The sequence below is a fragment of the Vogesella sp. EB genome, from assembly GCF_001037925.1.
GTDB classification, from domain to species: domain Bacteria; phylum Pseudomonadota; class Gammaproteobacteria; order Burkholderiales; family Chromobacteriaceae; genus Vogesella; species Vogesella indigofera.
On sequence record NZ_LFDT01000031.1, the window covers coordinates 13,802 to 36,952 of the forward strand.

20 protein-coding genes are annotated in these 23,151 nt (G+C 65.9%); 6 read left to right on the forward strand and 14 right to left on the reverse strand.

Translation table 11 applies throughout. The annotated features are described in order from the left end of the window. Positions 1–50: 50 nt before the first annotated feature. Positions 51–1,436, forward strand: coding sequence for a glutamate--tRNA ligase (gene gltX, locus ACG97_RS14365; protein ID WP_047968058.1), 1,386 nt, complete (start codon positions 51–53; stop codon positions 1,434–1,436). A gap of 131 nt (positions 1,437–1,567) precedes the next feature. On the opposite strand, the gene ACG97_RS14370 is transcribed toward gltX, so the two are convergent. From ACG97_RS14370 to ACG97_RS17010, 7 genes are all read right to left on the reverse strand, one after another. Beyond that, complete coding sequence (locus ACG97_RS14370) at positions 1,568–3,400, reverse strand: S-layer homology domain-containing protein (RefSeq protein ID WP_202902788.1); 1,833 nt, start codon at positions 3,398–3,400, stop codon at positions 1,568–1,570. Between the two features lie 193 nt (positions 3,401–3,593). Continuing rightward, positions 3,594–4,532: a MurR/RpiR family transcriptional regulator gene (locus ACG97_RS14375; protein ID WP_202902789.1), complete on the reverse strand. Its 939-nt coding sequence runs from the start codon at positions 4,530–4,532 to the stop codon at positions 3,594–3,596. A gap of 249 nt (positions 4,533–4,781) precedes the next feature. Next, on the reverse strand, positions 4,782–5,591 hold the full coding sequence (locus ACG97_RS14380; protein WP_047968073.1) for a MetQ/NlpA family ABC transporter substrate-binding protein: 810 nt from the start codon (positions 5,589–5,591) through the stop codon (positions 4,782–4,784). A gap of 74 nt (positions 5,592–5,665) precedes the next feature. After that, a complete protein-coding gene (locus tag ACG97_RS14385) occupies positions 5,666–6,355 on the reverse strand; it encodes a methionine ABC transporter permease (RefSeq protein WP_047968061.1) in 690 nt (229 codons plus the stop codon). Next, complete coding sequence (locus tag ACG97_RS14390) at positions 6,356–7,093, reverse strand: methionine ABC transporter ATP-binding protein (protein ID WP_047968062.1); 738 nt, start codon at positions 7,091–7,093, stop codon at positions 6,356–6,358. A 340-nt stretch (positions 7,094–7,433) separates the two neighbouring features. After that, entirely contained in the window at positions 7,434–8,204 is a 771-nt protein-coding gene (locus ACG97_RS14395; protein ID WP_047968063.1) for a hypothetical protein, read from the reverse strand. Positions 8,205–8,285: 81 nt separating this feature from the next. Further along, entirely contained in the window at positions 8,286–9,872 is a 1,587-nt protein-coding gene (locus ACG97_RS17010; protein WP_053068193.1) for a diguanylate cyclase, read from the reverse strand. 252 nt (positions 9,873–10,124) lie between these two features. Between ACG97_RS17010 and ACG97_RS14405 the strand changes: the two genes are divergently transcribed. From ACG97_RS14405 to ACG97_RS14425, 5 genes are read left to right on the forward strand one after another with little or no spacing between them, the layout of a single operon-like run. Further along, the gene (locus tag ACG97_RS14405; protein ID WP_047968064.1) at positions 10,125–11,552 is read left to right on the forward strand and encodes a circularly permuted type 2 ATP-grasp protein; all 1,428 of its coding nucleotides are present in this window, start codon (positions 10,125–10,127) and stop codon (positions 11,550–11,552) included. A 2-nt stretch (positions 11,553–11,554) separates the two neighbouring features. Then, the gene (locus ACG97_RS14410; protein WP_202902790.1) at positions 11,555–12,478 is read left to right on the forward strand and encodes an alpha-E domain-containing protein; all 924 of its coding nucleotides are present in this window, start codon (positions 11,555–11,557) and stop codon (positions 12,476–12,478) included. After that, the gene (locus tag ACG97_RS14415; protein WP_202902791.1) at positions 12,475–12,981 is read left to right on the forward strand and encodes an arsinothricin resistance N-acetyltransferase ArsN1 family B; all 507 of its coding nucleotides are present in this window, start codon (positions 12,475–12,477) and stop codon (positions 12,979–12,981) included. Before ACG97_RS14410 ends, ACG97_RS14415 begins: the two co-directional genes overlap by 4 nt. A gap of 60 nt (positions 12,982–13,041) precedes the next feature. Then, on the forward strand, positions 13,042–13,836 hold the full coding sequence (locus ACG97_RS14420) for a transglutaminase family protein (protein ID WP_047968065.1): 795 nt from the start codon (positions 13,042–13,044) through the stop codon (positions 13,834–13,836). Further along, positions 13,833–14,579: a proteasome-type protease gene (locus tag ACG97_RS14425; protein WP_047968066.1), complete on the forward strand. Its 747-nt coding sequence runs from the start codon at positions 13,833–13,835 to the stop codon at positions 14,577–14,579. The genes ACG97_RS14420 and ACG97_RS14425 overlap by 4 nt, the downstream gene beginning before the upstream one ends. A gap of 15 nt (positions 14,580–14,594) precedes the next feature. Here ACG97_RS14425 and ACG97_RS14430 read toward each other — a convergent pair whose 3' ends face one another. From ACG97_RS14430 to ACG97_RS14460, 7 genes are all read right to left on the reverse strand, one after another. Beyond that, positions 14,595–15,344 carry an endonuclease/exonuclease/phosphatase family protein gene (locus ACG97_RS14430; protein ID WP_238377352.1) on the reverse strand — a complete coding sequence of 250 codons (750 nt, stop codon included), beginning with the start codon at positions 15,342–15,344 and terminating at the stop codon, positions 14,595–14,597. Then, positions 15,326–19,591, reverse strand: a complete 4,266-nt coding sequence (locus tag ACG97_RS14435; protein ID WP_047968067.1) for an ATP-binding protein — start codon at positions 19,589–19,591, stop codon at positions 15,326–15,328. The genes ACG97_RS14430 and ACG97_RS14435 overlap by 19 nt, the downstream gene beginning before the upstream one ends. A 17-nt stretch (positions 19,592–19,608) precedes the next feature. Next, the gene (locus tag ACG97_RS14440; protein WP_047968068.1) at positions 19,609–20,343 is read right to left on the reverse strand and encodes a response regulator; all 735 of its coding nucleotides are present in this window, start codon (positions 20,341–20,343) and stop codon (positions 19,609–19,611) included. Between the two features lie 94 nt (positions 20,344–20,437). Beyond that, entirely contained in the window at positions 20,438–20,899 is a 462-nt protein-coding gene (gene nudB / locus ACG97_RS14445; RefSeq protein WP_047968069.1) for a dihydroneopterin triphosphate diphosphatase, read from the reverse strand. Next, the gene (locus ACG97_RS14450; protein ID WP_047968070.1) at positions 20,896–21,516 is read right to left on the reverse strand and encodes a response regulator transcription factor; all 621 of its coding nucleotides are present in this window, start codon (positions 21,514–21,516) and stop codon (positions 20,896–20,898) included. The genes nudB and ACG97_RS14450 overlap by 4 nt, the downstream gene beginning before the upstream one ends. Next, positions 21,513–22,841: a mechanosensitive ion channel family protein gene (locus ACG97_RS14455; protein ID WP_202902792.1), complete on the reverse strand. Its 1,329-nt coding sequence runs from the start codon at positions 22,839–22,841 to the stop codon at positions 21,513–21,515. Before ACG97_RS14455 ends, ACG97_RS14450 begins: the two co-directional genes overlap by 4 nt. Beyond that, positions 22,838–23,151 (reverse strand): ATP-binding cassette domain-containing protein (locus ACG97_RS14460; RefSeq protein WP_047968071.1); only part of this gene is annotated, 314 nt, incomplete at its 5' end. The genes ACG97_RS14455 and ACG97_RS14460, both read right to left, overlap by 4 nt.

Here is a 23,151-nt window from a genome sequence, read left to right on the forward strand (position 1 = left end):
TTGCCGGCAGCGTACAATACGCCCTTTCTCGTTTTCGCTGGCCATCCGACATGATCCGCACTCGCTTTGCCCCCAGCCCGACCGGCTTCCTGCACATCGGCGGTGTCCGCACCGCGCTGTTCTCCTGGGCGTTTGCCCGCAAAAACGGCGGCACCTTCGTGCTGCGCATCGAAGACACCGACCTGGAGCGCTCGACGCCGGAATCGGTCAAGGCCATCCTCGACGGCATGCACTGGGTCGGCCTCGACTACGACGAAGGCCCGTTCTACCAGACGCAGCGCTTTGACCGTTACAAGGAAGTGATCCAGCAACTGCTCGCCGCCGGCCACGCCTACCCGTGCTACTGCAGCAAGGAAGAGCTGGAAGCGCTGCGCGCGCAGCAGGAAGCCAACGGCGAGAAGCCGCGCTACGACCGCCGCTGGCGCCCGGAAGCCGGCAAGACCCTGCCGCCGCCACCGGCCGGCGTGCAGCCGGTGATCCGCTTCAAGAACCCGCTGGACGGCGTGGTGGCGTGGGATGACGCGGTCAAGGGCCGTATCGAGTTCGCCAACACCGAGCTGGACGACCTGATCATCGCCCGCCCGGACGGCAGCCCGACCTACAACTTCTGCGTGGTGGTCGACGACTGGGACATGAACATCACCCACGTCATCCGCGGCGACGACCACGTCAACAACACCCCGCGCCAGATCAACATCCTGAAGGCGCTGAACGCGCCGCTGCCGGTATACGGCCACCTGCCGATGATCCTCAACGAGGACGGCCAGAAGATGTCCAAGCGCCGCGACGCGGTGAGCGTGGTCGATTACGCCGACAAGGGCATCCTGCCGGAAGCGCTGCTGAACTACCTGGCGCGCCTGGGCTGGGGCCACGGCGACGACGAGCTGTTCGACATGATGCAGTTCGTGGAGTGGTTCACGCTGGAAGCGGTCAGCGGTTCGCCGAGCCGTTTCAACCACGAGAAATTCCTGTGGCTGAACGCGCAGTACATCAAGGCCGCCGACAACGCGCGCCTGGCCGAGCTGATCGCCGGTCGCCTGGCTGCGGCCAACGTTGACACCACCAGCGGCCCGGCCCTGGCTGACGTGATCGCGCTGGTGAAGGAACGGGTGCAGGACCTCAACGCGCTGGCCGTGGAAGTGGACTACTTCTACGCCAAGCGCGAGCCGGCCGCCGCCGACGTGGAAAAACACCTGTCCGCCGACAGCCACGCGCGCATGCTGCGCTTTGCCGAGCGCCTGGCCGCACTGGACAGCTGGACCGCCGAGAGCATCCACGAGCTGTTCAAGCCGTTCTGCGCCGACGAAGGCATCAAGATGGGGCAGCTGGGCATGCCGCTGCGCGTACTGGTATGCGGCACCGCGCAGACACCATCGGTGGATGCGGTGCTGGCGCTGATCGGCAAGGACGAGGTGCTGCGCCGCATGCGCGGCTAAGCCCGCAAGGCCGTAGCATGCCGCCTGACACGCAGCACTCCGGCTTACTGCATGTAAACAGCCCCTGCCGCTTATCCCGGCAGGGGCTGTCATTTTGTCAGCGTGAATGCAGCCATGCCGGCCGCCTGCAATCAGGAGGCGATTCCGGTCACCTGGGCCAGCACGCGCGCCACCTCTTCGCGCATCACGGGCGCCTTGCCATTGAAACGCCCGCCTGGTGCCGCAAGCAGCCCTTCGCCCACCACCAGTGCCGCAGCTTCATCGTAGCCCTTACCCAGCTGGGCAGCATCAAGCAATGTGGCACGTTGCGCCAGCGAACGCTGCTGGAAAACCTCCGTCAGCCGTCTTACCGCCAGCGCAAACTCTTCACGGGTCACCGCCTGCTGCGGCCAGAAACGGTCATAACCGCTCATCCAGCCGTTACTCACCACAATCTCAATCTGTTCGCGCAAAGGATGGTCGCCGGCAACGTCCGACAGCAACGGCTTTTCCGCCGCCTTCAGCTCGCCGTTGAGCGTCATCTGCAGCGCATTGGCAAGCTCGGCGCGGGTAATGGCACGCTGCGGCTCGAAACGGCGCTGAGCATCGGTGGTCATCAGGCCGCGGAACACCACCGCGGCAATCGCCTGCTGCTGCTTGCTGCGAGCAATATCCGCAGGCCGCGTCCGCGCCGGATGACCCAGCATCGCATCCACCGGCTCGATATCCATGCGCACATCGCGCACCGTGTAATTGGTCAGCGAATCGACAAATCGGCTCCAAGCCGCAAACGACTCACCCTTGCTGAAATTGACGCGATAGCCATAGTGGTAGCCATTGGCCGGGTTGTAGCGTGTCAGCAAACCTTGCTGCCGTCCGGCCTTGTTGTCGGCCAAACCGTAGATCACGGCACGACCGACGCTGTTGACGGCAGACAGGTCAGGAATCAGCGCATTGCCGTTCAGGTACTCGTCACCGGCCTTGATCGCTACTTTGCCCGGATCAGGGACAATGACATCACGCGCCGGGTCGTAACGGTCACCGCTGCCCAGCATCGCCAGCCGGACATTACGGATTTCACTGCCATAGATGCCAAAGCGGTTGCTGGCCGACGAGACATCCATCACCGTGACATAGCCCTCGCCCAGCACCTCAACGCTGCCATCTGGCTTGACCCACATCGCCGTATTGGTATCCAGACCATAGCCCCGCTTCAGGTTGCGGCTGGTGAGATAGCTCGCCATGCGCAGCGCCCGGCCGGAGGTGGTCTCCTCCAGCTTGTCCAGGTGCTGATCAATCACACCATCAAACAGGCCGCTTCCCTTCAGCACCGCCGTGCCGCGCATATTGCCACGTGCAGCCACGCCGAAATCCAGCGTATCCATGACCACACCATAGGCCGTCGGCATCCACACCCCCTGAATGCTGGCACCGGCACTGCTACCGCCAACGACCCCTCCCCGCTCTTTCACGGCACGAATCGCCTGAAAGGCCAGCGATGGCGAGCCATCCCCGTTGTACAGGGCACGAGCAATCCGGGCCTGATCGCCGCCAACGAACCACACGGCACTGGCCAGGGTCAGCGGCTTCACCGTGTCGGGATCGTTCATGGTGTCCTGATAGTTTTTGCGATCAATATTGATGATGCTGATATTGGCCTCCGGCACCCCCAGCGCGATCAGCTCGCCACGAAAACGCTTGCTCGAACTCTGGCTGCCACTGGCAGTGGGCATGATGGCAATACGGGCATTGCTCACACCGCCGGCCAGTTCGATGAATTTTTGGTACACCGGCTGGTTACTTGCGCGCAGCATGCCCCCGACGGCCAGCAGATGCCCCTCTGCCTGCGCCGGCGCCAGCGGCCAAGCCAGTGCCAGCGCAGCCAGCAGGCCACCCATCTTGATAGTGTGCTGTTTCATCATTTCTCCTGAGCTGCCACCCGCCCCGGCCGAGGACCGGGCAACAGCCTGCCACGACCGACGCACACGCAGTACGTCTGCCGGATGCAGCAGCAGGCGGCAACACGGATCAGGGCCAGGCGGGATGAACGAAGCTCCTGTTTCTCTTGTTGATAAAAGTGCTTTGTGGCTGCGGACAAGCCGCGGCTTTTTGTTTGCCCGCCGGATCTAGCCGGACGGTGCAGTCACGCCCACTGCCCTTTACAGCAGGCGCATTCGCTCAACCGCGTTTCGGCGGTTGGGCAGAATCATTCCAGTACAGGTATTGCAGCATGCTTTCCGACAGCTCGGCACTGAGACGCACCGCCTCCTTGTTCTGCACCATCACCGCGGACACCAGCGACTCGATCAGGGCCAGTGCGGCAGTACCTGACGCGGCCAGTACGGGATGGTCGGCAACCGCATACAGCACGTGCGAACTCAGCGCCGCCAGCGGCGAGGCCGGCGAGTCGGTGATCACCAGCAGCGTCGCCCCGCGATCGACGGCAAAACGCGCCAGCTGCACCGTATCCCGGGAATAGCGCGGCAAGCTGATCGCCAGCAGCACATCCTCTGGCCGGATTGTCGCCAAGCGATAAGCGGCATTTTCATTGCCGCCTTCCAGGCTGATCGCCTGGGCATCGCAAAAAGGCGCCAGGTTGGCGGCAGCCAGTCCGGCAAGATAGGCACTATTGCCAAAGCCAAGACAGAACACCCGCCGCGCCGAGGCGAGCAGCGCCACCGCCAGCTCAAACTGCAAGGCGCCACTGCGATCGGCAGTAAATGCCAGATTGGATGCTGTCGCAGACAGCAGCGAAGACAAGGAAACCCGGTCATCCGCCTGCATGCCGATCTGTTGACGCAGTTTGCTTACCGGCGACACGGCTTCTTGCAAAGCCGCGGTCAACTCCGCCTTGAGACCGCCAAACCCCTGATAACCGAGGCTATTGGCCAGCCGGTTGACCGCTGCCGCAGAAACACCGGTTGCCTGCGCCAGCTCCTCAATGGAATGCGTCGCCGCCAGCAGCGGGTGGCGCAGCAAGAAATCCGCAACCTTGCGCAAGGCCGGAGACAGAGACGACAACGCCTGTTGCAGCGTCTGCATTAAGGGGGAGTCATGCAATGTAGGTTCAATCATTGAATATTTATTTTCATAATTTGATTTAATGAAAATAATCACATCAATCAGAGATCATAACAACGATTATCGATCGCGCGCCGGAGAGGCAGGCGGCCATCGTCGCAAATTAGTGACACTCGCCGGCAGGCAATACGGCAAGGCCAATAGCAAGCCAACCGCGCACGCATTCCCTGCAGACAAAAAAAATGGCGGATCGCAGGATCCGCCGAGCAGCCTTGAATGCCAGGAGTGTTTCAAGGAAAACCGCCGTACCGGCTGCTGTCTTGCAGGCCGGTACGGATAAAACGCTTACTTCCAGTTGGCCGGGAACTTGTAGCCGGCGTACTTCTGCTTCGCCCAGGCGCGGAACGCCGGCGAGTTGTAGGCGGCGATCACGTCCTTGGCCCATGGCTTGGCGGCGTCAGCCGCGCGCACCACGCCCCAGTTGACGTAGGCGTAGCTCTTTTCCTGATACACGGCTTCGGTCAGCTTGATGCCGGAGCTGACGGCGTAGTTGCCGTTCACCACCGCGAAGTCAACATCGGCGCGCGAGCGCGGCAGTTGCGCGGCTTCCAGCGGTACGATCTTGATCTTCTTGACGTTGACTTCGATGTCCTTTTCCGACGCGGTCAGCGGGTTGATGCCCTTCTTCAGCTTGACCCAACCCAGGTCGTTCAGCATCACCAGCGCGCGGGCGAAGTTGGACGGATCGTTCGGTGCCGCCAGGGTACTGCCGACTTTCACGTCCTTCAGCGATTTCAGCTTGCCGCTGTAGATGCCCAGCGGTGCGGTCGGCACCTGGAACACTTCTTTCAGCTGCAGCTTGTTTTCACGGGCGAAGTTGTCGAGGTAAGGCTTGTGCTGGAACACGTTGACGTCCAGCGAGCCTTCCTGCAGTGCCAGGTTCGGGCGCACGTAGTCGGTGAATTCCACCAGCTTCACGCTGTAGCCCTGCTTTTCCAGCAGCGGCTTGATCTGCTGCTTCACCTGGTCGCCGAAGTCGCCAACGGTGGTGCCGATGGTGATTTCCTTTTTCGCCGGGTCGGCAGCGTAAACGTTGGCCGCAGCGGTCAGGCCGATGGCGGCAACAGCGATGGATTTCAGTACGAGTCTGCGCATGGTGTTCTCCTTGTGAGAGTCTTTGTCCAATGGCGTGGCGTCTGCGTGAACGCCCGCCGCTTTAAATAGAGTGCTTAACGCTTGTCGAGGCGGGCCGCCAGATGGTTGCCGGCAAACTGGATGATCTGCACGATCACCACCAGCAGCAGCACCATCGCCACCATCACTTCGGTCTGGAAGCGGTAGTAGCCGTAACGGATGGCCAGGTCACCGATGCCGCCACCGCCAACCACGCCGGCCACCGCCGAGTAGCTGAGGAAGCTGATGGTGAGAATGGTGAGGCTGGAGATCAGGCCGGCGCGGGCCTCGCCCAGCAACACTTTCCAGATGATCTGCGCCGGGCTGGCGCCCATCGCCTCTGCCGCCTCGATCACGCCGCGCGGGATCTCGCGCAGCGTCTGCTCCACCAGCCGCGCAAAGTACGGGATCGCGGCAAACGACAGCGGCACCGCGGCGGCAATCGGGCCGATGGTGGAGCCGACCAGCAGCCGCGTCAGCGGTACCAGCGACACCATCAGGATGATGAACGGGAAGGAGCGCACCAGGTTGACGAACCAGCCGACCACGCCGTTGACGGCACGGTTGGCGAACAGCTGTCCCGGCTGCGTCAGGTACAGCAGGATGCCGAGCGGACCGCCGACCACGATGGCGACGGAGAGGCCGATGGCCAGCATCAGCCCGGTTTCCACGCTGGCCTGCCAGATTTCCGGTGCCAGATCGGACAGATTGGCCAGTGCCTGGGCAAGAGTCAGTTGTTCGTCCATTTATGCGACCTCCAGCAGCGATTTGGCCAGCGCCGAACGCGCCGCGACCTGTTTGTCGGTGACTTCCAGCAGCTCGACCACTTCACCGGCATCGAGCAAGGCGGCGCGGTGGCAGATGGAGCGGATGACGTGCATTTCGTGGGTGACGATCACCACGGTGACGCCGAAACGGGCGTTGATGTCCTGCAGGCAATCGAGGATGGACTGCGTGGTTTTCGGGTCCAGCGCCGAGGTCGGCTCGTCGGCCAGGATCACGTGCGGCCGCGGTGCCAGCGCACGGGCGATGCCGACGCGCTGCTTCTGGCCGCCGGACAGCTGCGCCGGGTAGTGGCCGGCACGGTCGGCGAGGCCGACGATGTCGAGGCACTCGGCGACGCGCTGATCAATATCCGCACGGCTCCAGCCGGCGATCTCCAGCGGAAAGGCGATGTTGGCCGCCACGGTGCGGTTGGCCATCAGGTTGAACTGCTGGAACACCATGCCGATATTCTGGCGCGCGCGGCGCAGCTCGGCGGCGGACAGGCCGGTCAGGTCACGGCCGTCGACATTGACGCTGCCGTGGTCGGGGCGTTCCAGCAGGTTGATCAGTCGCAGCAGCGTGGATTTGCCGGCGCCGGAAAACCCGATCAGACCGAAAATCTCGCCCGCCTTGATATGGAGGGTGGTGTCGCGCACGGCGTCAAACCAGCCGCCTTCAGGGCGACGGAAGCGCTTGTGTACGTTTTTGAGGTGAATCATCCTGGACTCCGAAGCAATAAAGCCCGCCGGGTTTGCGCTGGCGGGCTTTATCACGTGGAATCTTCGGTATCGAAAATTGGGAGAATCGTTTGATAAAACAATCCCCACGCTTTAGCTGTTTTACGCCCGCAAGCTGTGTTCAAATCGGCGTTAATCAAGTTGTTGTACACAATTGAACAATATACATTCGTTTGTGTCAATCGCTGCGATGCACCATATTACCCTTATGCCGCAAAATTGCAAACATTAGTTTTAATATAACTTTCAGCAATTTAAATATTGTATCCAGTGCCAAACACTGGCAGCGCCCGCCGGCACGCGATCACGCTGCCATCTGCCCTTATCGTGCGCTAAAACAGGCGCTTAGCTGACCCAGCTCACCATAGCGCAAGGTCACCTCGCTGTCCGGCGCCAACGTCAGCACGCCGGCATAGGAACCGGTGATCACCACCTGCCCCGGCAGGATCGCCTCGCCGCGTTCAGCGAGAAAGCCCTGCAGCCAGTACAGCGGCGCCAGCGGATCGCCGGCCGGATGCACGCCGGCCAGTGTTTCCTCGCGCTCGCCCTGATTCAGCACCAGCTCCAGCACCTTGGCCGCAAAGGCGGCGTCGCGATCGACCTGCGGCCCCAGCAGCACCCCCTGGTTGACCAGACCGTCGGCCAGCGACTGCAGGAACGGCGGCTTCGGCGCCGGCAGGTAGCGGCTGTCAATCAGCTCCAGCGCCAGGTGCACGCGGGTGATGGCGGCGCGGATCTCGGCCTCGGTGTAGGGCTCGGCGCGCAGCGGCAGGCCGCCGTCGAAAACGAAGGCCAACTCCGGCTCGACGCGCACCGCGCCGTCGCGCAGCCACACCGGACACGGCGCGGCGGTGTGGCTGCTGTGAATGCTGGTCGCGTAGATCGGCGCGGCGACGACCTTGTCGCTGTCCGGCAGGCCGCACTTCCAGCCGCCGATGGCGTCGTTGAGCAGGCCGGAGACGGCCTGCTGGATCGCCAGCGCATCGGCCGGCGTCTGCGGGGCCTGGGCGTCGGCCAGCAGCGGCCCTTGTGCACCGCTGAGGCGGCGGGCCGCGAGGATGATGGCGGCGGCACGGATATCGGATGGGGTCATGAGGATGGCAACACGGTAGACAAAGCGCCGTTGTACCTGTCCGCGCGCGCGGCGGCAAGCCCGCTGCCACGCGGCCCGGCTTCAGCCGCGATAGCGCACGCAGTTGCGGCCGGCGGCCTTGGCCTGGTACAGCGCGGCGTCGGCCTCGCGCAGCAGCGCTTCCTCGTCGCTGCCGTGCGCCGGATAGCTGGCGATACCGGCGGAGAAGTGCAGCCCCTGCAGCGCGTTACTGTCGCCGGCCACGCGGCAGCCGGCGTAGGCCTGCTGCAGCTCGGCGACGCAGGCGGCGGCGCCGGTGATGTCGCAGCCGGGCAGCACCAGGCAGAACTCCTCGCCGCCGTAGCGCACCGCGAAATCGGCGGCGCGCAGGCGGCCGGCAAACAGCATCGCCAGCGCCTTCAGCACCGCGTCGCCCATCGCGTGGCCGTACTGGTCGTTGACCGCCTTGAAGTGGTCGAGGTCGATCAGCACCAGGCACAGCGACTGCCCGAGATGGCTGGCGTGCTGCAGTTCGACCGGTAGCCGTTCGTGCAGGTAGCGGCGGTTGTAGAGCCCGGTCAGCGGATCGCGTCGCGCCTGTTCCTGCAGCTGTTGCTGCAGCTGCTCCACCTCGGCCATGCGCACCGCCAGCTCGCGGTTCAGCGTCTGTAGCGCCTGGTGCGCGTGTTCCGCCTCCTGCTGCCGCTGCAGTGCCCAGTCGCGCTCGAAGGCCACGCTTTGCGCCGCCTGCTGCAGCTGCAGCGTGCGCTGGCGGAAGAAGCGGTAGCCGAGAAACACCAGCGCCAGCAACAGCACCGACAGCACCCAGTACACCGCCATCGCCGAATCGCGATACAGCATCGCGCGCTGCTGCCACGCCTGCGCGCTGTCGCCGACCTGCGCCGCCACGCTGCGGTCCGCCAGCCAGAAAGACAGCCACAGGAAGCCCAGCACGCCACACAACGCGAACACCGCCACCAGCCCCACCCAGCGCTGCGCCGGTACCGCCGCGGCGCGCTGCGGCCAACGTTGTTCGCGCCAGCGCAGCACCGCCGGCGTGCCCAGCAGCAGCAACGGGCCGCAGGTCAGTACCGTCTGCAGGAAATTGCCCGACCACCAGCCCTGCCACACCGCGAAGGCACCCATCGCCGACAGCTTGTTGCTGTAACTCCAGATGAAGGAGCCGGTGGCGCTGGACACGGCGGAGATGAAGCAGATGGTGACGAAGAACAGCATGGCCGGCAGCGACGACGGCACATAGCGCACCTTGACGTGGCGGTACACCAGCGACATCACCAGCAGCCCCAGCGGATTGGAACATGCAAACAGCAAGGCCCAGCCCGGCGCCAGCCCGGACAGGTAGGCGACCAGCAAGGTGGAGAGATAGGCGAGACCAGCACCCCAGGCGTAGCCGAACCACAACACCCACAAGGTGGCGATGGTCAGCGGCGGGTAGATGCTGATCACGAAATCCAGCTCGCCAAAGTGGACGCTGTAGCCATACCAGCCGCCATACAGCTGTACCACGCCCAGCCACAGGCAGGCCGCCAGCGACAGCAACCAGGCCAGCAGCAGCTGCCAGCGCGCCGGCGAGCGCTGCAACAGCACCGCAAGCGGCAACGCGTGGTCGCTGGCGACCAGCGGATCGGCCGGCGTGGCAAGGTTGGCCGCAACAGGGGAAGCGTGCATGGCATGGCGCTATCTGGATAAAGTAAACAGCAGCATAAGAGCATGCCAGCAACGTTTCAAGAGCTGTCGCTGCGGCTGGCGCGGCACGCGAACGGGGCATGACGCACCACCATGACACATGATTTACGGCGCCGCCGATGCCTGCATCATTGCGGTGCAAGCTGCCGTGACGTAACAGGCATTTCGATAGGGCAAACACTGGCACGCGGCTTGCTGAACTGCTGCTGACGATGAACAGCAGGAGACCGCGCCATGCATGCACTGACCTTGCCCGAAGCGCACCACTATGACGAAATGCTGCTCGCCAGCGGTGGTATCCGCCCGCACTACCGTGACTTTGCCCACTGGCTGCACTCGCAGTCACCGCAGACGCTGGCACGCAAGCGCGCCGAAGCCGACCTGATGTTCCACCGCGTCGGCATCACCTTCGCCGTGTACGGCGACGATTCCGGCGCCGAGCGGCTGATCCCGTTCGACACCGTGCCGCGCATCATCCCCGCCAGCGACTGGCAGACACTGGAAGCCGGCATGCGCCAGCGTGTCACCGCGCTGAACGCCTTCCTGCACGACATCTACCACGAACAGCACATCGTCAAGGCCGGCATCATCCCGGCCGAGCAGGTGTTCTCCAACAGCCAGTACCAGCCGGCGATGCAGGGGCTGGACCTGCCGCACCGCATCTACGCGCACATCACCGGCGTGGACGTGATCCGCCACAACGACGGCAACTTCTACGTGCTGGAAGACAATCTGCGTGTGCCCTCCGGCGTGTCCTACATGCTGGAAAACCGCAAGATGATGATGCGGCTGTTCCCCGAGCTGTTCGCCAGCCACGCGGTGGCCCCGGTGCAGCACTACCCCACCCTGCTGCTGAACACCCTGCGCCACGCCAGCCTGGCGGAAAACCCGACCGTGGTGGTGCTCACCCCCGGCCACCACAACAGCGCCTACTTCGAGCACGCCTTCCTCGCGCAGCAGATGGGCGTGGAGCTGGTGGAAGGCCAGGACCTGTTCGTGAAGCACAACCGCGTGTACATGCGCACCACCGCCGGCCACAAGCAGGTGGACGTAATCTACCGCCGCATCGACGACGCCTTCCTCGACCCGCTGGCCTTCCGCGCCGACAGCATGCTGGGCGTGCCCGGGCTGCTATCGGTGTACCGCAGCGGCGGCGTGATCCTGGCCAATGCCATCGGCACCGGCGTGGCGGACGACAAGTCGATCTACCCCTACGTGCCGGACATGATCCGCTTCTACCTGAGCGAGGAGCCGCTGCTGCAAAACGTGCCGACCTGGATGTGCCGCCGCCCGGCGGAGCTGGACCACGTGCTGAACAACCTGGCCGAGCTGGTGGTGAAGGAGGTCCACGGCGCCGGCGGCTACGGCATGCTGATCGGCCCGGCCGCCAGCGCCGCCGAGATCGACGACTTCCGCCAGCGCATCATCGCCGACCCGGCCAACTACATCGCGCAGCCGACGCTGTGCCTGTCGTCCTGCCCCACCTTCGTGGAGGCCGGCATCGCGCCGCGCCACATCGACCTGCGCCCCTTCGTGCTGTCCGGCCGCGAGATCAGCATGGTGGCCGGCGGGCTGACGCGGGTGGCGCTGAAAGAAGGCTCGCTGGTGGTGAATTCGTCGCAGGGCGGCGGCACCAAGGACACCTGGATACTGGAGGATTGATCATGATGCTGTCGCGCACCGCTTCCCAGTTGTACTGGATGAGCCGTTACATGGAACGCGCCGAGAACCTGGCGCGCCTCTTGGATGTCACCCACAGCCTGTCGATGCTGCCGCAATCGCGCGGTGGCGCCGACATCGCCGCCGCGCTGGCCACCACCGGCGCGCTGGACGCCTGCCGCGCGCGCCACCCGGCGCTTGGCGCCGCCGACGTGCTGCACTTCATGACCTTCGATGCGGCCAACCCTGCCAGCATCATCAGCTGCCTGAAATTCGCCCGCGAGAACGCCCACGCGGTGCGCGGCAAGATTACCGGCGAGATGTGGGAAAGCATCAACGCCAGCTGGCTGGAAGCGCGGCAGATGGCGTTCGAGGGCCGCCCGCTGGCCGGTTTCTTCGACTGGGTGAAGGAGCGCTCACACCTGTTCCGCGGCACCACCTACGGCACCATCCAGCGCAACGACGCGTTCTCCTTCATCCGGCTGGGCACCTTTCTGGAGCGCGCCGACAACACCGCGCGGCTGATCGACGTGAAATCGCACCTGATCGGCCACGAGCTGGACGACAGCGCCGCCGACTTCTACCTGTGGGGCGCGCTGCTGCGTTCGCTGGGCGCCTTCGAGGCCTACCACGAGCTGTACCGCGACACCCTCAGCGCGCGCCGCGTGGCCGAGCTGCTGATCCTGCGCCCGGACGTGCCGCGCTCGCTGCGCGCCTGCGTCGACGAGATCGCCGAGCTGCTGCCGCGCATCCAGGGCGACACCGGCCATCGCGCCAAACGGTTGGCCGCCACGCTGCACGCCGAGCTGAGCTACGACCAGATCGACAGCATTCTCGGCGCCGGCCTGCATGCCTATCTGGCGCAATTCCTCAGCCAGATCCATGCGCTGGGCAACGCGGTGCACGGCGCCTATCTGGAGGCGGCATGAGCGAGCTGATCGTCCGCGAGGCGACGCCGGACGACGCCGCCGCCATCTGCGCCATCTACAACCCGTACATCGAGTACAGCACCATCTCGTTCGAGGAGCAGCCGGTGAGCGTCGGCGACATGGCCGAGCGCATCGCCGGCACCCAGGCGCAGGGCCTGCCATGGCTGGTGGCCCACGCCGAGGATGGAGAGCTGTTCGGCTACGCCTACGCCAGCCGCTGGCGCACGCGCCCGGCCTACCGCCACGCGATGGAGGCCAGCATCTACCTGCGCCAGGCCACCGTGGGCCAGGGACTGGGCAAGCTGCTGTACCGCGAGCTGCTGCAACGGCTGGCCGCGCAGGGGCTGCGCACCGTGATCGGCGGCGTGGCGCAGCCCAACCCGGCCAGCGACGCGCTGCACCGCGCGCTGGGCTTCAAGCAGGTGGCGCTGTTCGAACAGGTTGGCCGCAAGTTCGGCCGCTGGCTGGACGTGGCCTACTGGCAACTTTCCTTTTCCGCCTAGCCCCTGCCCGCGATGGCGCCAGCGCCGATCGCGAGCCGGTACTTACCCACAGGAGGCAGCATGCAACTCACCATCGCCCATGAAACCGTGTACCGCTACGACGCGACCGTCAGCCACAGCACCCAGTACCTGCGCCTGACGCCGCCGCAAAACCGCCACCAGCGCATCATCAGCTGGCAGCTGGAGCTGCCGGTGGCGGCCAGCGAAAGCACCGACGCCTACGGCAACATCCTGCACGTGCTCACCCTGGACACGCCGCACAGCGAGATCCGCCTGCGCGCGCACGGCGTGGTGGAAACCTGTGACGACTGCGAAGACGGCGCCGAGGCGCTGCCGGCGGCGGTGTTCCTGCGCGGCAGCGCGCTGACCGAGCCGGACGACGCCATCCGCGCGCTGGCCGCCGGCCACGCCGACGCCATTGCGGCCAACCCTGAAACAGGCCTGACCGCGCTGATGCTGGCGGTGGCCGACGCCATGCCCTACACCAGCGGTGCCACCCAGGCGGAAACCACTGCCGCGCAGGCCTTGGCGCTAGGCGCCGGCGTGTGCCAGGACCACAGCCACGTGTTCATCGCCGCCTGCCGCAGCCTGGGGCTACCGGCGCGCTATGTCAGCGGCTACCTGCTGACCGATCGCGACGCCCACGTCGCCAGCCACGCCTGGGCCGAGGTGTACGCCGCCGGCCGCTGGCTGGGCTTCGACATCAGCAACCGCCAGCAGCCGGACCGCCACCACCTGAAGCTGGCGGTGGGGCTGGACTACACCGACGCCAGCCCGGTGCGCGGCGTGCGCCGTGGTGGCGGCAGCGAAGCGCTGCAGGCGCATGCGCGGGTAACGGAGGCGGATCAGCAATGACTTACTGTGTCGGCATGGTGCTGGACGAAGGGCTGATCTTCGCGTCCGATTCGCGCACCAATGCGGGGGTGGACCACGTGGCCACCTTCCGCAAGATGAACGTGATCGCGGTACCCGGTGAGCGGCAGATCGTGCTGCTCAACGCCGGCAACCTGGCCACCACCCAGAGCGTGGTCAGCCTGCTGAAAAGCCGGCTCAGCCACGATGCGGCCAACCTGTACACGGTAAGCAGCCTGTACCAGGCGGCGGAGCTGGTGGGCAGTACGGTGCGCGAGGTGCTGGCGCGCGATGGCGACGGCCACACCCAGTCGCAAGGGGTGGACTACGGCTGCAGCTTTCTGGTCGGCGGGCAGATCAGGGGCGAGCCGCCGCGGCTGTTCCAGGTCTATCCGCAGGGCAATTTCATCGAGGCCACGCCGGACACGCCTTACCTGCAGATCGGCGAGGCCAAGTACGGCAAGCCGATCATCGACCGGGTGATCCGCCACGACACGCCGCTGGCGCAGGCGATCAAGTGCACGCTGATCTCGTTCGATTCCACCATCCGCTCCAACCTGTCGGTGGGGCTGCCCATCGACCTGTTGTGGCAGCAGCGCGATGATTTCGACTTCGCGCCGCGCCACCGCGTCACCGAGGACGACCCCTACTTTCTGGCGCTGCGTCAGGGCTGGGGCGAGGGGCTGCGCAGCGTGTTCGGCCAGCTGCCGGACGCGCTGTGGTTCAAGCACGGCGACACCGAGTAAGGCCGCGTCGCCGGCTCAGGACGCCAGCGACAGGCTGGCGAACAGCGGCAGGTGATCGGACAGGTGCGACCAGGGTTGGCCGCGACACACCGCCACCTGGTTGACGTGCAGGCCGCGCACGTAGATGCGGTCCAGCGGCAGCAGCGGCAACCGCGCCGGGAAGGTGCGCGCGTGCTGGCCCTGCTGCTGCACGAACACTTCCTGCAGGCCGCAGCCGCGCCCCAGCCAGCTGTCGGCCTCGCCGCGCCAGTCATTGAAATCGCCGGCCAGGATCAGCGGCATGCCGGCCGGCACATGCTGCTGGATATAGTGCTGCAGCGTCAGGTACTGGCGGCGGCGGTCACGCGCCAGCAGGTTGAGGTGGGCACAGAGGCAGGCCACCGCTTGCGGCCAACCTTCCGGCTGGATCACGGTGTGCAGGATGCCGCGCCGCTCCAGACGGTTGACCGAGATGTCGTGATTGGCGGCCAGCTGCTGCGGAAAACGTGACAACACCGCATTGCCGTGGTGGCCGTGGTCGTAGCGCACATTCATGCCATAGCTGGCGGAATGGGTCAGCGCCGCGGCCAGGAAGTCGTGCTGCGGCCAGCCGGCATGGCGCTGCTCGCGCCCGGCATGACGGCCCTGCACCTCCTGCAGGAACAGCACGTCGGCGGACAGCTGCTGCAGGGCGCTGGCGATTTCCTGCATGTGAGAACGGCGGTTGAACGGCGACATCCCCTTGTGCAGGTTGAAGGTCACCACGCTCAGGCGCTTGCTTGGCACGAGGCCTGCTCCTCCAGCCAGGCGGCCACCGCCGCCTGTGCTGCATTGAACTGCTGCCATAGGGCCGGGATCGCCGCCAGCTCGGCGGCGCGTCCCGCTTTTTCCAGTGCTTCGGCCGCATCGCCCAGGGCCATGGCGCCGACCATGCGGCTGGCGCCCTTGATACGGTGCGCCGACCAGGCGATCTGCACCGCGTCGCCGGCGGCCACCGCCCGCGCCAGGGCGGCGACGTCCTCGTCGTTGCCCTGCATGAACTCGTCCAGAATCGCCTGCTCCACCGACCAGTCACCGGCGCTGTACATCGCCAGCGCCTGGCGATCGACCGCCGCCGCCGGCGTGGCCGGGACTACCACCTCTGCCACCGGCGCGGGCGTCAGGGCAACGTCGCCCAGCCACTTGTGCAGCATGTCCTTCAGCGCCGCCAACCCCAGCGGCTTGCTGAGAAAATCATCCATGCCGGCGGCACGAGTCTTGTCCAGTTCTTCCTTCGCCACGTTGGCGGTGCAGGCGATGATCGGCACCGGCGCGCGGCCCTGGGCCGCCTCCTGGCTGCGGATCGCCTGCGCCAGCGCGTAACCGTCCATCTGCGGCATGTGGCAATCGGTCAGCACCAGCGAGAAGGTCTGCTGCTGCCACAGGCTCAGCGCCATCAGCCCGTCCACCGCCGTCACCACCGGGTAGCCGAGCAGCTCGAACTGCTTGACGGTCAGCTTGCGGTTGATTGAATTGTCTTCCACAAACAGCACCGGCGCCATGTCGCGCATCAAACCCGCGGTCGCGGCCACGATGGCGGCGTGGTCCAGCTCGCTCGCCAGCGGCAGCTCGGCGGCGTCGCACAAGGGGAAACGGATCTCCAGCGAGGCGACGGTGCCGCTGCCCGGCTCGCTGTCCATCGCCACCACCCCGCCCATCAGCTCGGACAGGCGCCGGCAGATGGTCAACCCGAGACCGGTGCCGCCAAAGCGGCGCGCGGTGCTGCTTTCCGCCTGGGTGAACGGCTCGAACAGCCGTGCCAGCTGCTGGCGGTCGATGCCGATGCCGGTATCGGCCACCTCGAAGCGCAGCCACTGTTCGCTGGCACTGCTCTCCAGGCAGCGCACGCGCAGCGTCACCTGCCCCTGCTGCGTGAACTTCAGCGCATTGCTGCAGAAGTTCTGCAGGATCTGGCGCAAGCGCAGCGGATCGAAGCGCAGTGCCGGCGCCACCTGCTCGTCGATGTCGAGCAGGAACCACAGCTGCTTGCGCTGCGCCAGCTCCGTGTACAGGTGATGCACGCGCTGCATCAGCGCACGCACCGACGCCGGTTCGGGGATGATCTCCAGCTTGCCGGCCTCGATCTTGGAAAAATCCAGAATGTCGTCGATCAGGCGCAGCAGGGTGTGCGCCGACTCCTGTACCGTGTCCACCGCGTCGCGCTGCGCTTCGTCCAGCGTCGTCAGCGACAGCAGCTCCAGCATGCCCAGCACGCCGTTCATCGGGGTGCGGATCTCGTGGCTCATCGCGGCAAGGAAGGCGCTCTTGGCGCGGCTGGCGGCGTTGGCCGCATCGCGCGCCAGCAGCAGGTCGGCCTGCTGCTGTTTCAGCGCGCTGATGTCGGTCAGCACGCACACCGCGCCGCCGTCCGGCACCCGCCGCGACGCCTGCTGCAGCCAGCGCTCGTTCCAGCGCAGCTCGAACGACGACGCCTCGCGGCCGTAGCGCGCCAGCCGCTCCACGAACCAGCTGTGTTCCTCGTAGCCCGGCTCCGGCTGCTCGCCGGCGATCAGGCTGGAGCGCAGCACGCTGGCAAAGGACTGCCCCTTCAGCGTTTCCGGCGTGCTGCCGGCACCGGCCAGCCGGGCAAAGTGGCTGTTGCAGCGCACCAGCCGGTCGCCGGCGTCGAACAGCGCGAAGGCGTCATCCAGCGAGTCGATCGCCAGCTCCAGCTGCTGGCGCGACTCGGCGGCGGCATCGCGCGCGCGCAGCACGCCCTCCTCCGCCTCACGCCGGCCGGTGATGTCGAAACAGGCGAGGATCACGCCGTCCTCGGCCATGCCGGGGAACAGCAGCTGGCCGGCGAACAGCACCCAGATCGGCTTGCCGCTGACCTGCACACATTCGATCTCGATATTGAGGTGGCGGTCATGGTGGCGCACCTCTTCCAGCCGGCCCTGCAGCTGCTGCCACGCCTCGTCGCTACCGAGCAGCTCGCGCAGCGGTACGCCCTGCAGCCCGTCCTCGCGGGTGCCGAACAGCGCTTCGCCGGCGCGGTTGGCGCGCACGATGTGGTAGTTGTTGTCCAGCCGCATCAGGCCGACCGGCGACGCGCTGTAGATCGCCTCTTCCAGCTGCAGCACTTCGCGCAGGTTGCGTTCGCTGGCCCGGCGGCGGTCTTCCTCGGCATAGAAGCTGACGATGCTGCCGCAGGCGCCGAGCAGCGGCTGCAATGCCTGGTAGTGGGCCTCGGCAATCGAGTCGATGGCGATGCCGGCCACCATCACCGTGCGGCTGTCGATCTGGATCGGCAGGAAGGTCCAGCCATCCTCGGAGATGGTTTGCTGCAGCTGCCCCTGTTGCAGGGCGACCGCCAGCGGCAGCTGCCGGAAGCGCTCCACCCACGGCGGCTCCTTGCTGTTGCCCAGCCGCGCCTGGATGCGGAACGACGCCGACTTGTCGCGCGACGCCTCCAGCGACAGCACCAGGCCCTCGGCGACGCCGAAGTAGTCGAGCAGGATGCGCAGCACCTCGCGAAATACCGTCTGCCGCGGGCTGCGGGCAAACAGCAGGCTCTCCACGCGCTGGATCGCCGACAAGAGCTGCATGCTGCGCGCCAGCGACTGCTCGGCGATGGTGCGCTGGTGCTCGTCGCGGATGATCAGCAGCCGGCGGCTGTGGCGGCCGTCGCGGCCGTCCACCAGCGGGCTGACGGTAATCGCGGCAAAGAAGCGGCTGCCATCGTGCCGGCGGCCGCTGCCGGCGCGCGACACGTCGAAGCGGCCCTCGTCATCCAGCCAGTCGGCATCGGCACCGTCGACGCTGAGGATGTCGTCCAGCGACAGCCCCTGCAACGCCGCCAGCGGCAAGCCGAACATCTTCTCGGCGCCGTAGTTGGCCACCTCGATGCGGTGGTTGGCATTGACGGTCAGAATCGCATCCGCCGCCGCATCCAGCACCCGCTGCATGCGCTGCAGCGGGCGCAGGATGCGGTAGCGCATGCGCAGCAGCAGGTAGGCGTACAGCAGCAGCGCCAGCACCGCGAAGGAGATGTTCAGCGCCAGGCTTTGCGCGTAGCGCTGCTGCTGCTCGTCGACACGGTTGGCCGCGGCGCGGGTCAGCTCGGCAAAGAAGATGCCCAGATTGCGGTTGACCTGTTGCGCGGCCGTCTTGTACTCGTGCGCGGAAGCCGGCGCGACGCGGCCCTGCTCCAGCGCCAGCAGCTGCCGGTCGGCGCTCTGGTGCAGTAGCCAGGTCTGGGTCGCCAGCGCCGCCAGCTGCTGGCGCAGCGTGGCATCACCGAGATAGCCGGTGTTGTAGCGCAACGACTCCAGCAGCAGCAAGGCGCGCTCGCGGCTGCGCAGCAGTTCGTATTCGTCGGTGGAATTGAGCTTGCGCGCCAGCTGCGCGCGAATGATCAGCGCGTTGCCTTCCTGCTCCAGCGAACGGCTCAGCTGCCACAGCTGGTACTTGGTTTCCGCCAGCCGGTTCAGGCGGTCGTCGGCGCCGTCGGACAGCAGGAAGGCGTCCAGACGCAACACCTTGTCGATGGCATCCTGCCAGGTGCCGACCGACAGCTTCCAGCCGAAGATGGCATTCTCGTCGAACAGCACCGGCCGCCGCGCCAGCACCTTGTCCACCTCCTGTCGCCGCTGGCGCAGGTGCGGCTGCCGCTCCTGCAATTGCAGCAGCGCGGCATTGCTGTCGTCGGCCAGCGGCCGCGACAGCCGCCGCAGCGCGATCTGCAGGCGCTGGTCGGTGGCGGTGCGCGCCAGCTGCAGCTCGGCGCTTTCACGGCGGCTGGCCGGGCGTGTCAGCGCCAGCAGGCCGAGCTGTAGCTGGTTTTCGCGGTTGATGGCCGAGGCCAGCAGGAAGATGTCAAGGTTGGCCGCATTGAGCGTGGCGTGCTGGCTGGCCTGGCGGTAGTTGTACACGCCGGAGCGGATCAGCAGGCCGGAGGCCACCAGCTGCAACGAGCCGAGGATCACCACGATCAGGATCACCGCCTGGCCGATACCGGCGGTTTGCTGCTGCAGCTGGCCTTGCTTGCTCATGGCGGACCTCGCGTGGCTCAGGCGGTCGGGGGCGGTGACGTGATGTCGCTGTCCGGCTCGCAGCTGATCTCGATATCGTCGACGCCGAAGCGCTCCGGAAACTGCCGCAGCACGCGCAGCTGCGTCTTGGTGATCTCGCTGCCGCGCTGCAACAGCAGCTGCCCGGTCTTGTTGTATAGATCACGCGCCAGCCGGCTTCCCGGTTTCACCTCGCCCAGGCCTAGACGCTGCATCGGCTTGTCGTTCTCGTCCAGCAGCAGCGACGCCTGCGTCACCAGCTCGCCGAACACGTGGCGGTCAAAGGCGGTGCCGGTGGCCACCTTGTAGTAGGAGAACGGGTCGATGTCCGGGCGCGGCCGCGTCAGCGCCAGGCGCAGGGTTTTTTCCATGTCCGCCGGTTTGGGCGGCTTGATGATGAAACCGTCGGCGTGCAGCTGCGCGGCAACGACGATATTGCTCTTTTCCGGATGGCCGGACAGGAACACGAACGGCAGATTGGGCGGATTGTTGGTCCGGCCACAGCGCAGGTCTTTCAGCACGTCGAGGCCGTTCATCGGCTCCATCTGCACATCGCACAGCACGATGTCGATCGGCTTGGCTTCCAGCGTGCGCTTGGCGAAGGAGCCGTCCACCGCCTGCGACAGGTTTTCCGGCGCAAAGCCCATGGTACGCAGCGCCTGCGTCACCAGCGTGCGCACCAGCATCTGGTCATCGACGATCAGCGCCCGCAGCCGGGAGAAGTCAACAGTCATGACTTGGCCTTGCCTTTATATTGATTGGTACGCTTCATGATGGCGAGTGGCAGCAAGGCCGGCAAGGATTTTATGCAAAATACTTGATAATAACTCAGCCATTTTCAGCATTTGCCAGCCGTTGCCCCAGCGCGCGGATCGCCGCGGCATTGGACGGCGAGAACACCTTGTCGGCCGCCTGCGACCACGGCAGCCAGCACCAGGCCAGATGCTCGGCGGCGGCCAGTTGCACCGCGCACGGTGCCGGCAACTGCAGGCTGAACACGTGCTCGGTGTTGTGCGTCACCCCCGGCGCGTAGCGGTGGCGCCAGTGCGGGTAGATCTCGTACACGTTCTGCTGCTGCCAGTCGCTCAGCACCAGGTTGGCCGCATCGATACCGGTTTCCTCGAACACCTCGCGCACTGCGGTGTCGCACAGGCGCTCGTCGCCTTCGCGGCTACCGGTCACCGATTGCCAGAAGCCGGGACGGTCGGCGCGTTCGATCAGCAGCACCTGGCCGTCGGCGCTGTGGATCACCACCAGCACCGATACCGGCTGCTTCGCTGGCTTGCTCATGGCTTGCCCGCCGCGCCGGCCAAGCTGGCGATCAGGCCGGCCAGTTCCACCGCCGACTTGACGCCCATCTTGTCGAACACCCGCGCGCGGTGCACTTCCACCGTCTTCATGCTGATGTGCAGCGCCTCGGCGATCTGCTTGTTGAGCAGGCCGGCCAGTACCAGCTGCATCACTTCCTTTTCGCGTTCGGTCAGCGTCGCCAGCGTCTGGTGCAGCCGCGATTCGCGCTGGTGCTGCTCGCGCGCGACGCGGTCCTGCTGCAGGCAGTGCTCGACCTGCGCCAGCAGGCGCTGGTCGTCGAACGGTTTTTCCAGGAAATCGACCACCCCCAGCTTGAACGCCGCCACCGCGTGCGGCACGTCGCCGTGGCCGGTCAGCATCACCACCGGCGGGCAGTACGCCCATGCGGCCAACGTTTGCAGCAGCACGATGCCGCTCATGCCGGACAGGCGCAGGTCGACGATCAGGCAGTTGAAGGCGGTATTGTCCGGCGCGGCGAGAAAGGCCTCGGCGCTGTCAAAACCGGTGACACGCAGGGTGTCGCTTTCCAGCAGCCACAGCAGCGATTGCCTTACCGCGGCATCGTCATCAATGACGGCAAGTGTCTGGCAGCTCATGCGTTGGCCTCGACCGGTGATGGCACCACCGTCTGGTTGACCACCCGCAACTCGCGTTGCGGATAAGGGATCTGCACATGGTGCTGCTTGAACAGCTGCCAGATGCGCAGGTTGATGTCGGAACGCAGGCCGGCGATGCCGTTTTCCGGGTCCTTCACCCACAGCCCGATTTCCAGATTGATGCCGGACTCGGCAAAGGCGGTGACAAAGGCGTTCGGTGCCGGCTCGGTCATCACCCGCGGGTGTTCGGCGGCCTCGCGCAGCAGGCGCTGCGCCAGTTCCAGATCGGTGTCGTAGGCGACCTGGATCGGCATGCTGATCCAGATCTGCTTGTCGGTATAGGACTGGTTGATCACGGTGTTGGCGATCAGTGCCTCGTTCGGCACCAGCACCTCGCTGCCGTCCAGCCCCTTCAGCACCACGTAGCGCGCGGTGATCTTGCTGACGTAGCCGACGCGGCCGTCGACCATCAGCCGGTCGCCGATGCGGATGGAGCGGTCGAGCAGGATGATGAAGCCGGACACGTAGTTGCTGGCGATCTTCTGCAAGCCGAAGCCGAGACCGACACCCAGCGCGCCGCCGAATACCGACAGCACGGTAAGGTCGATGCCGACGATGGGCAGCGCCACCATCACCGCGCCGATGATCAGCAGCGTGCGCGCCAGCTTGCTGATCACGAAGCGCAGGTTCATGTCGATGTCGCCGAGCTTCATCACCCGCTTCTCGATCAGCTTGCTGACCCACAGCGCGCCGACCAGGATCACCGACACCCACAGCAGCGCCGACAGGATCATCAGCAGGTTCAGCTCGTTCTTGCCGACGCGGAAGCGCACCGACTCCAGCCAGCTCAGCGCCAGCGTATCGATGCCGGTCACCCACGCGGCAAAGGCCAGCCACAGCAGCATCGCCAGCAGGTGTTCCGAGTGGCGCTCCACCTTGCCCTCCGGCAGCGCGTGACGCACGATGGCGGTCAGCACCCGGATCAGCGACAGCCAGAACAACAGCGTCGCCGACAGCATCAGGATCACCGACGACTGTCCCTGCAGCAGCTGCCAGCCCAGCGCCAAGGCCTGGGTCAGCAACTGCGCCGACAGCGGATACACCAGCCGGTACAGCAGGTATTTGCCGAACGACCACTCCTGCGCCTGCGCGGTCTGGAAATAGCGGCGGTACAGCTGCCGCGCCCACAGCCAGGCGCACAGCAAGGCGGCGACGCCGACCAGCAGTTCCTGCCAGCCGGTTTCGCCCTGGATCACCTGGCCCAGCCGGTGCAGGGTGACCCCCGGCGTCCAGCCGTCCAGCATGTCATTCACGGTATTGATCATGTTTCGTGCTCAAGGTTGGCCGCAACGCTCAGGCCGTGCGGCGTCAGGGTCAGCACCTTGCCGACGCGGTGTGCCAGCGCGTGATCATGGGTAACGATGATCAGGCTGGTGCCCAGCGTGCGGTTCAGTTCCAGCATCAGCTCGAACACCGCCTCGGCATTGGCGCGGTCAAGGTTGCCGGTCGGCTCGTCGGCCAGCAGGCAGGCCGGATTGGTCACCAGCGCGCGCGCCATCGCCGCGCGCTGCCGCTCGCCGCCGGACAGCTCGCCCGGCTTGTGCTGCAGCCGCGCGCCGAGGCCGACGCGCGCCA

Excerpts from the sequence above, each read along its gene's own strand:
- ACG97_RS14415 (WP_202902791.1), top strand. The coding sequence starts at position 12,475 with ATGAGCGAGCTGATCGTCCGCGAGGCGACGCCGGACGACGCCGCCGCC.
- ACG97_RS14435 (WP_047968067.1), bottom strand. The coding sequence starts at position 19,591 with ATGAGCAAGCAAGGCCAGCTGCAGCAGCAAACCGCCGGTATCGGCCAG.
- ACG97_RS14410 (WP_202902790.1), top strand. The coding sequence starts at position 11,555 with ATGATGCTGTCGCGCACCGCTTCCCAGTTGTACTGGATGAGCCGTTAC.
- ACG97_RS14420 (WP_047968065.1), top strand. The coding sequence starts at position 13,042 with ATGCAACTCACCATCGCCCATGAAACCGTGTACCGCTACGACGCGACC.
- ACG97_RS14380 (WP_047968073.1), bottom strand. The coding sequence starts at position 5,591 with ATGCGCAGACTCGTACTGAAATCCATCGCTGTTGCCGCCATCGGCCTG.
- gltX (WP_047968058.1), top strand. The coding sequence starts at position 51 with ATGATCCGCACTCGCTTTGCCCCCAGCCCGACCGGCTTCCTGCACATC.
- ACG97_RS14450 (WP_047968070.1), bottom strand. The coding sequence starts at position 21,516 with ATGAGCTGCCAGACACTTGCCGTCATTGATGACGATGCCGCGGTAAGG.
- ACG97_RS14385 (WP_047968061.1), bottom strand. The coding sequence starts at position 6,355 with ATGGACGAACAACTGACTCTTGCCCAGGCACTGGCCAATCTGTCCGAT.
- ACG97_RS14395 (WP_047968063.1), bottom strand. The coding sequence starts at position 8,204 with ATGACCCCATCCGATATCCGTGCCGCCGCCATCATCCTCGCGGCCCGC.
- ACG97_RS14390 (WP_047968062.1), bottom strand. The coding sequence starts at position 7,093 with ATGATTCACCTCAAAAACGTACACAAGCGCTTCCGTCGCCCTGAAGGC.
- ACG97_RS14455 (WP_202902792.1), bottom strand. The coding sequence starts at position 22,841 with ATGATCAATACCGTGAATGACATGCTGGACGGCTGGACGCCGGGGGTC.
- ACG97_RS17010 (WP_053068193.1), bottom strand. The coding sequence starts at position 9,872 with ATGCACGCTTCCCCTGTTGCGGCCAACCTTGCCACGCCGGCCGATCCG.
- nudB (WP_047968069.1), bottom strand. The coding sequence starts at position 20,899 with ATGAGCAAGCCAGCGAAGCAGCCGGTATCGGTGCTGGTGGTGATCCAC.
- ACG97_RS14405 (WP_047968064.1), top strand. The coding sequence starts at position 10,125 with ATGCATGCACTGACCTTGCCCGAAGCGCACCACTATGACGAAATGCTG.
- ACG97_RS14440 (WP_047968068.1), bottom strand. The coding sequence starts at position 20,343 with ATGACTGTTGACTTCTCCCGGCTGCGGGCGCTGATCGTCGATGACCAG.
- ACG97_RS14425 (WP_047968066.1), top strand. The coding sequence starts at position 13,833 with ATGACTTACTGTGTCGGCATGGTGCTGGACGAAGGGCTGATCTTCGCG.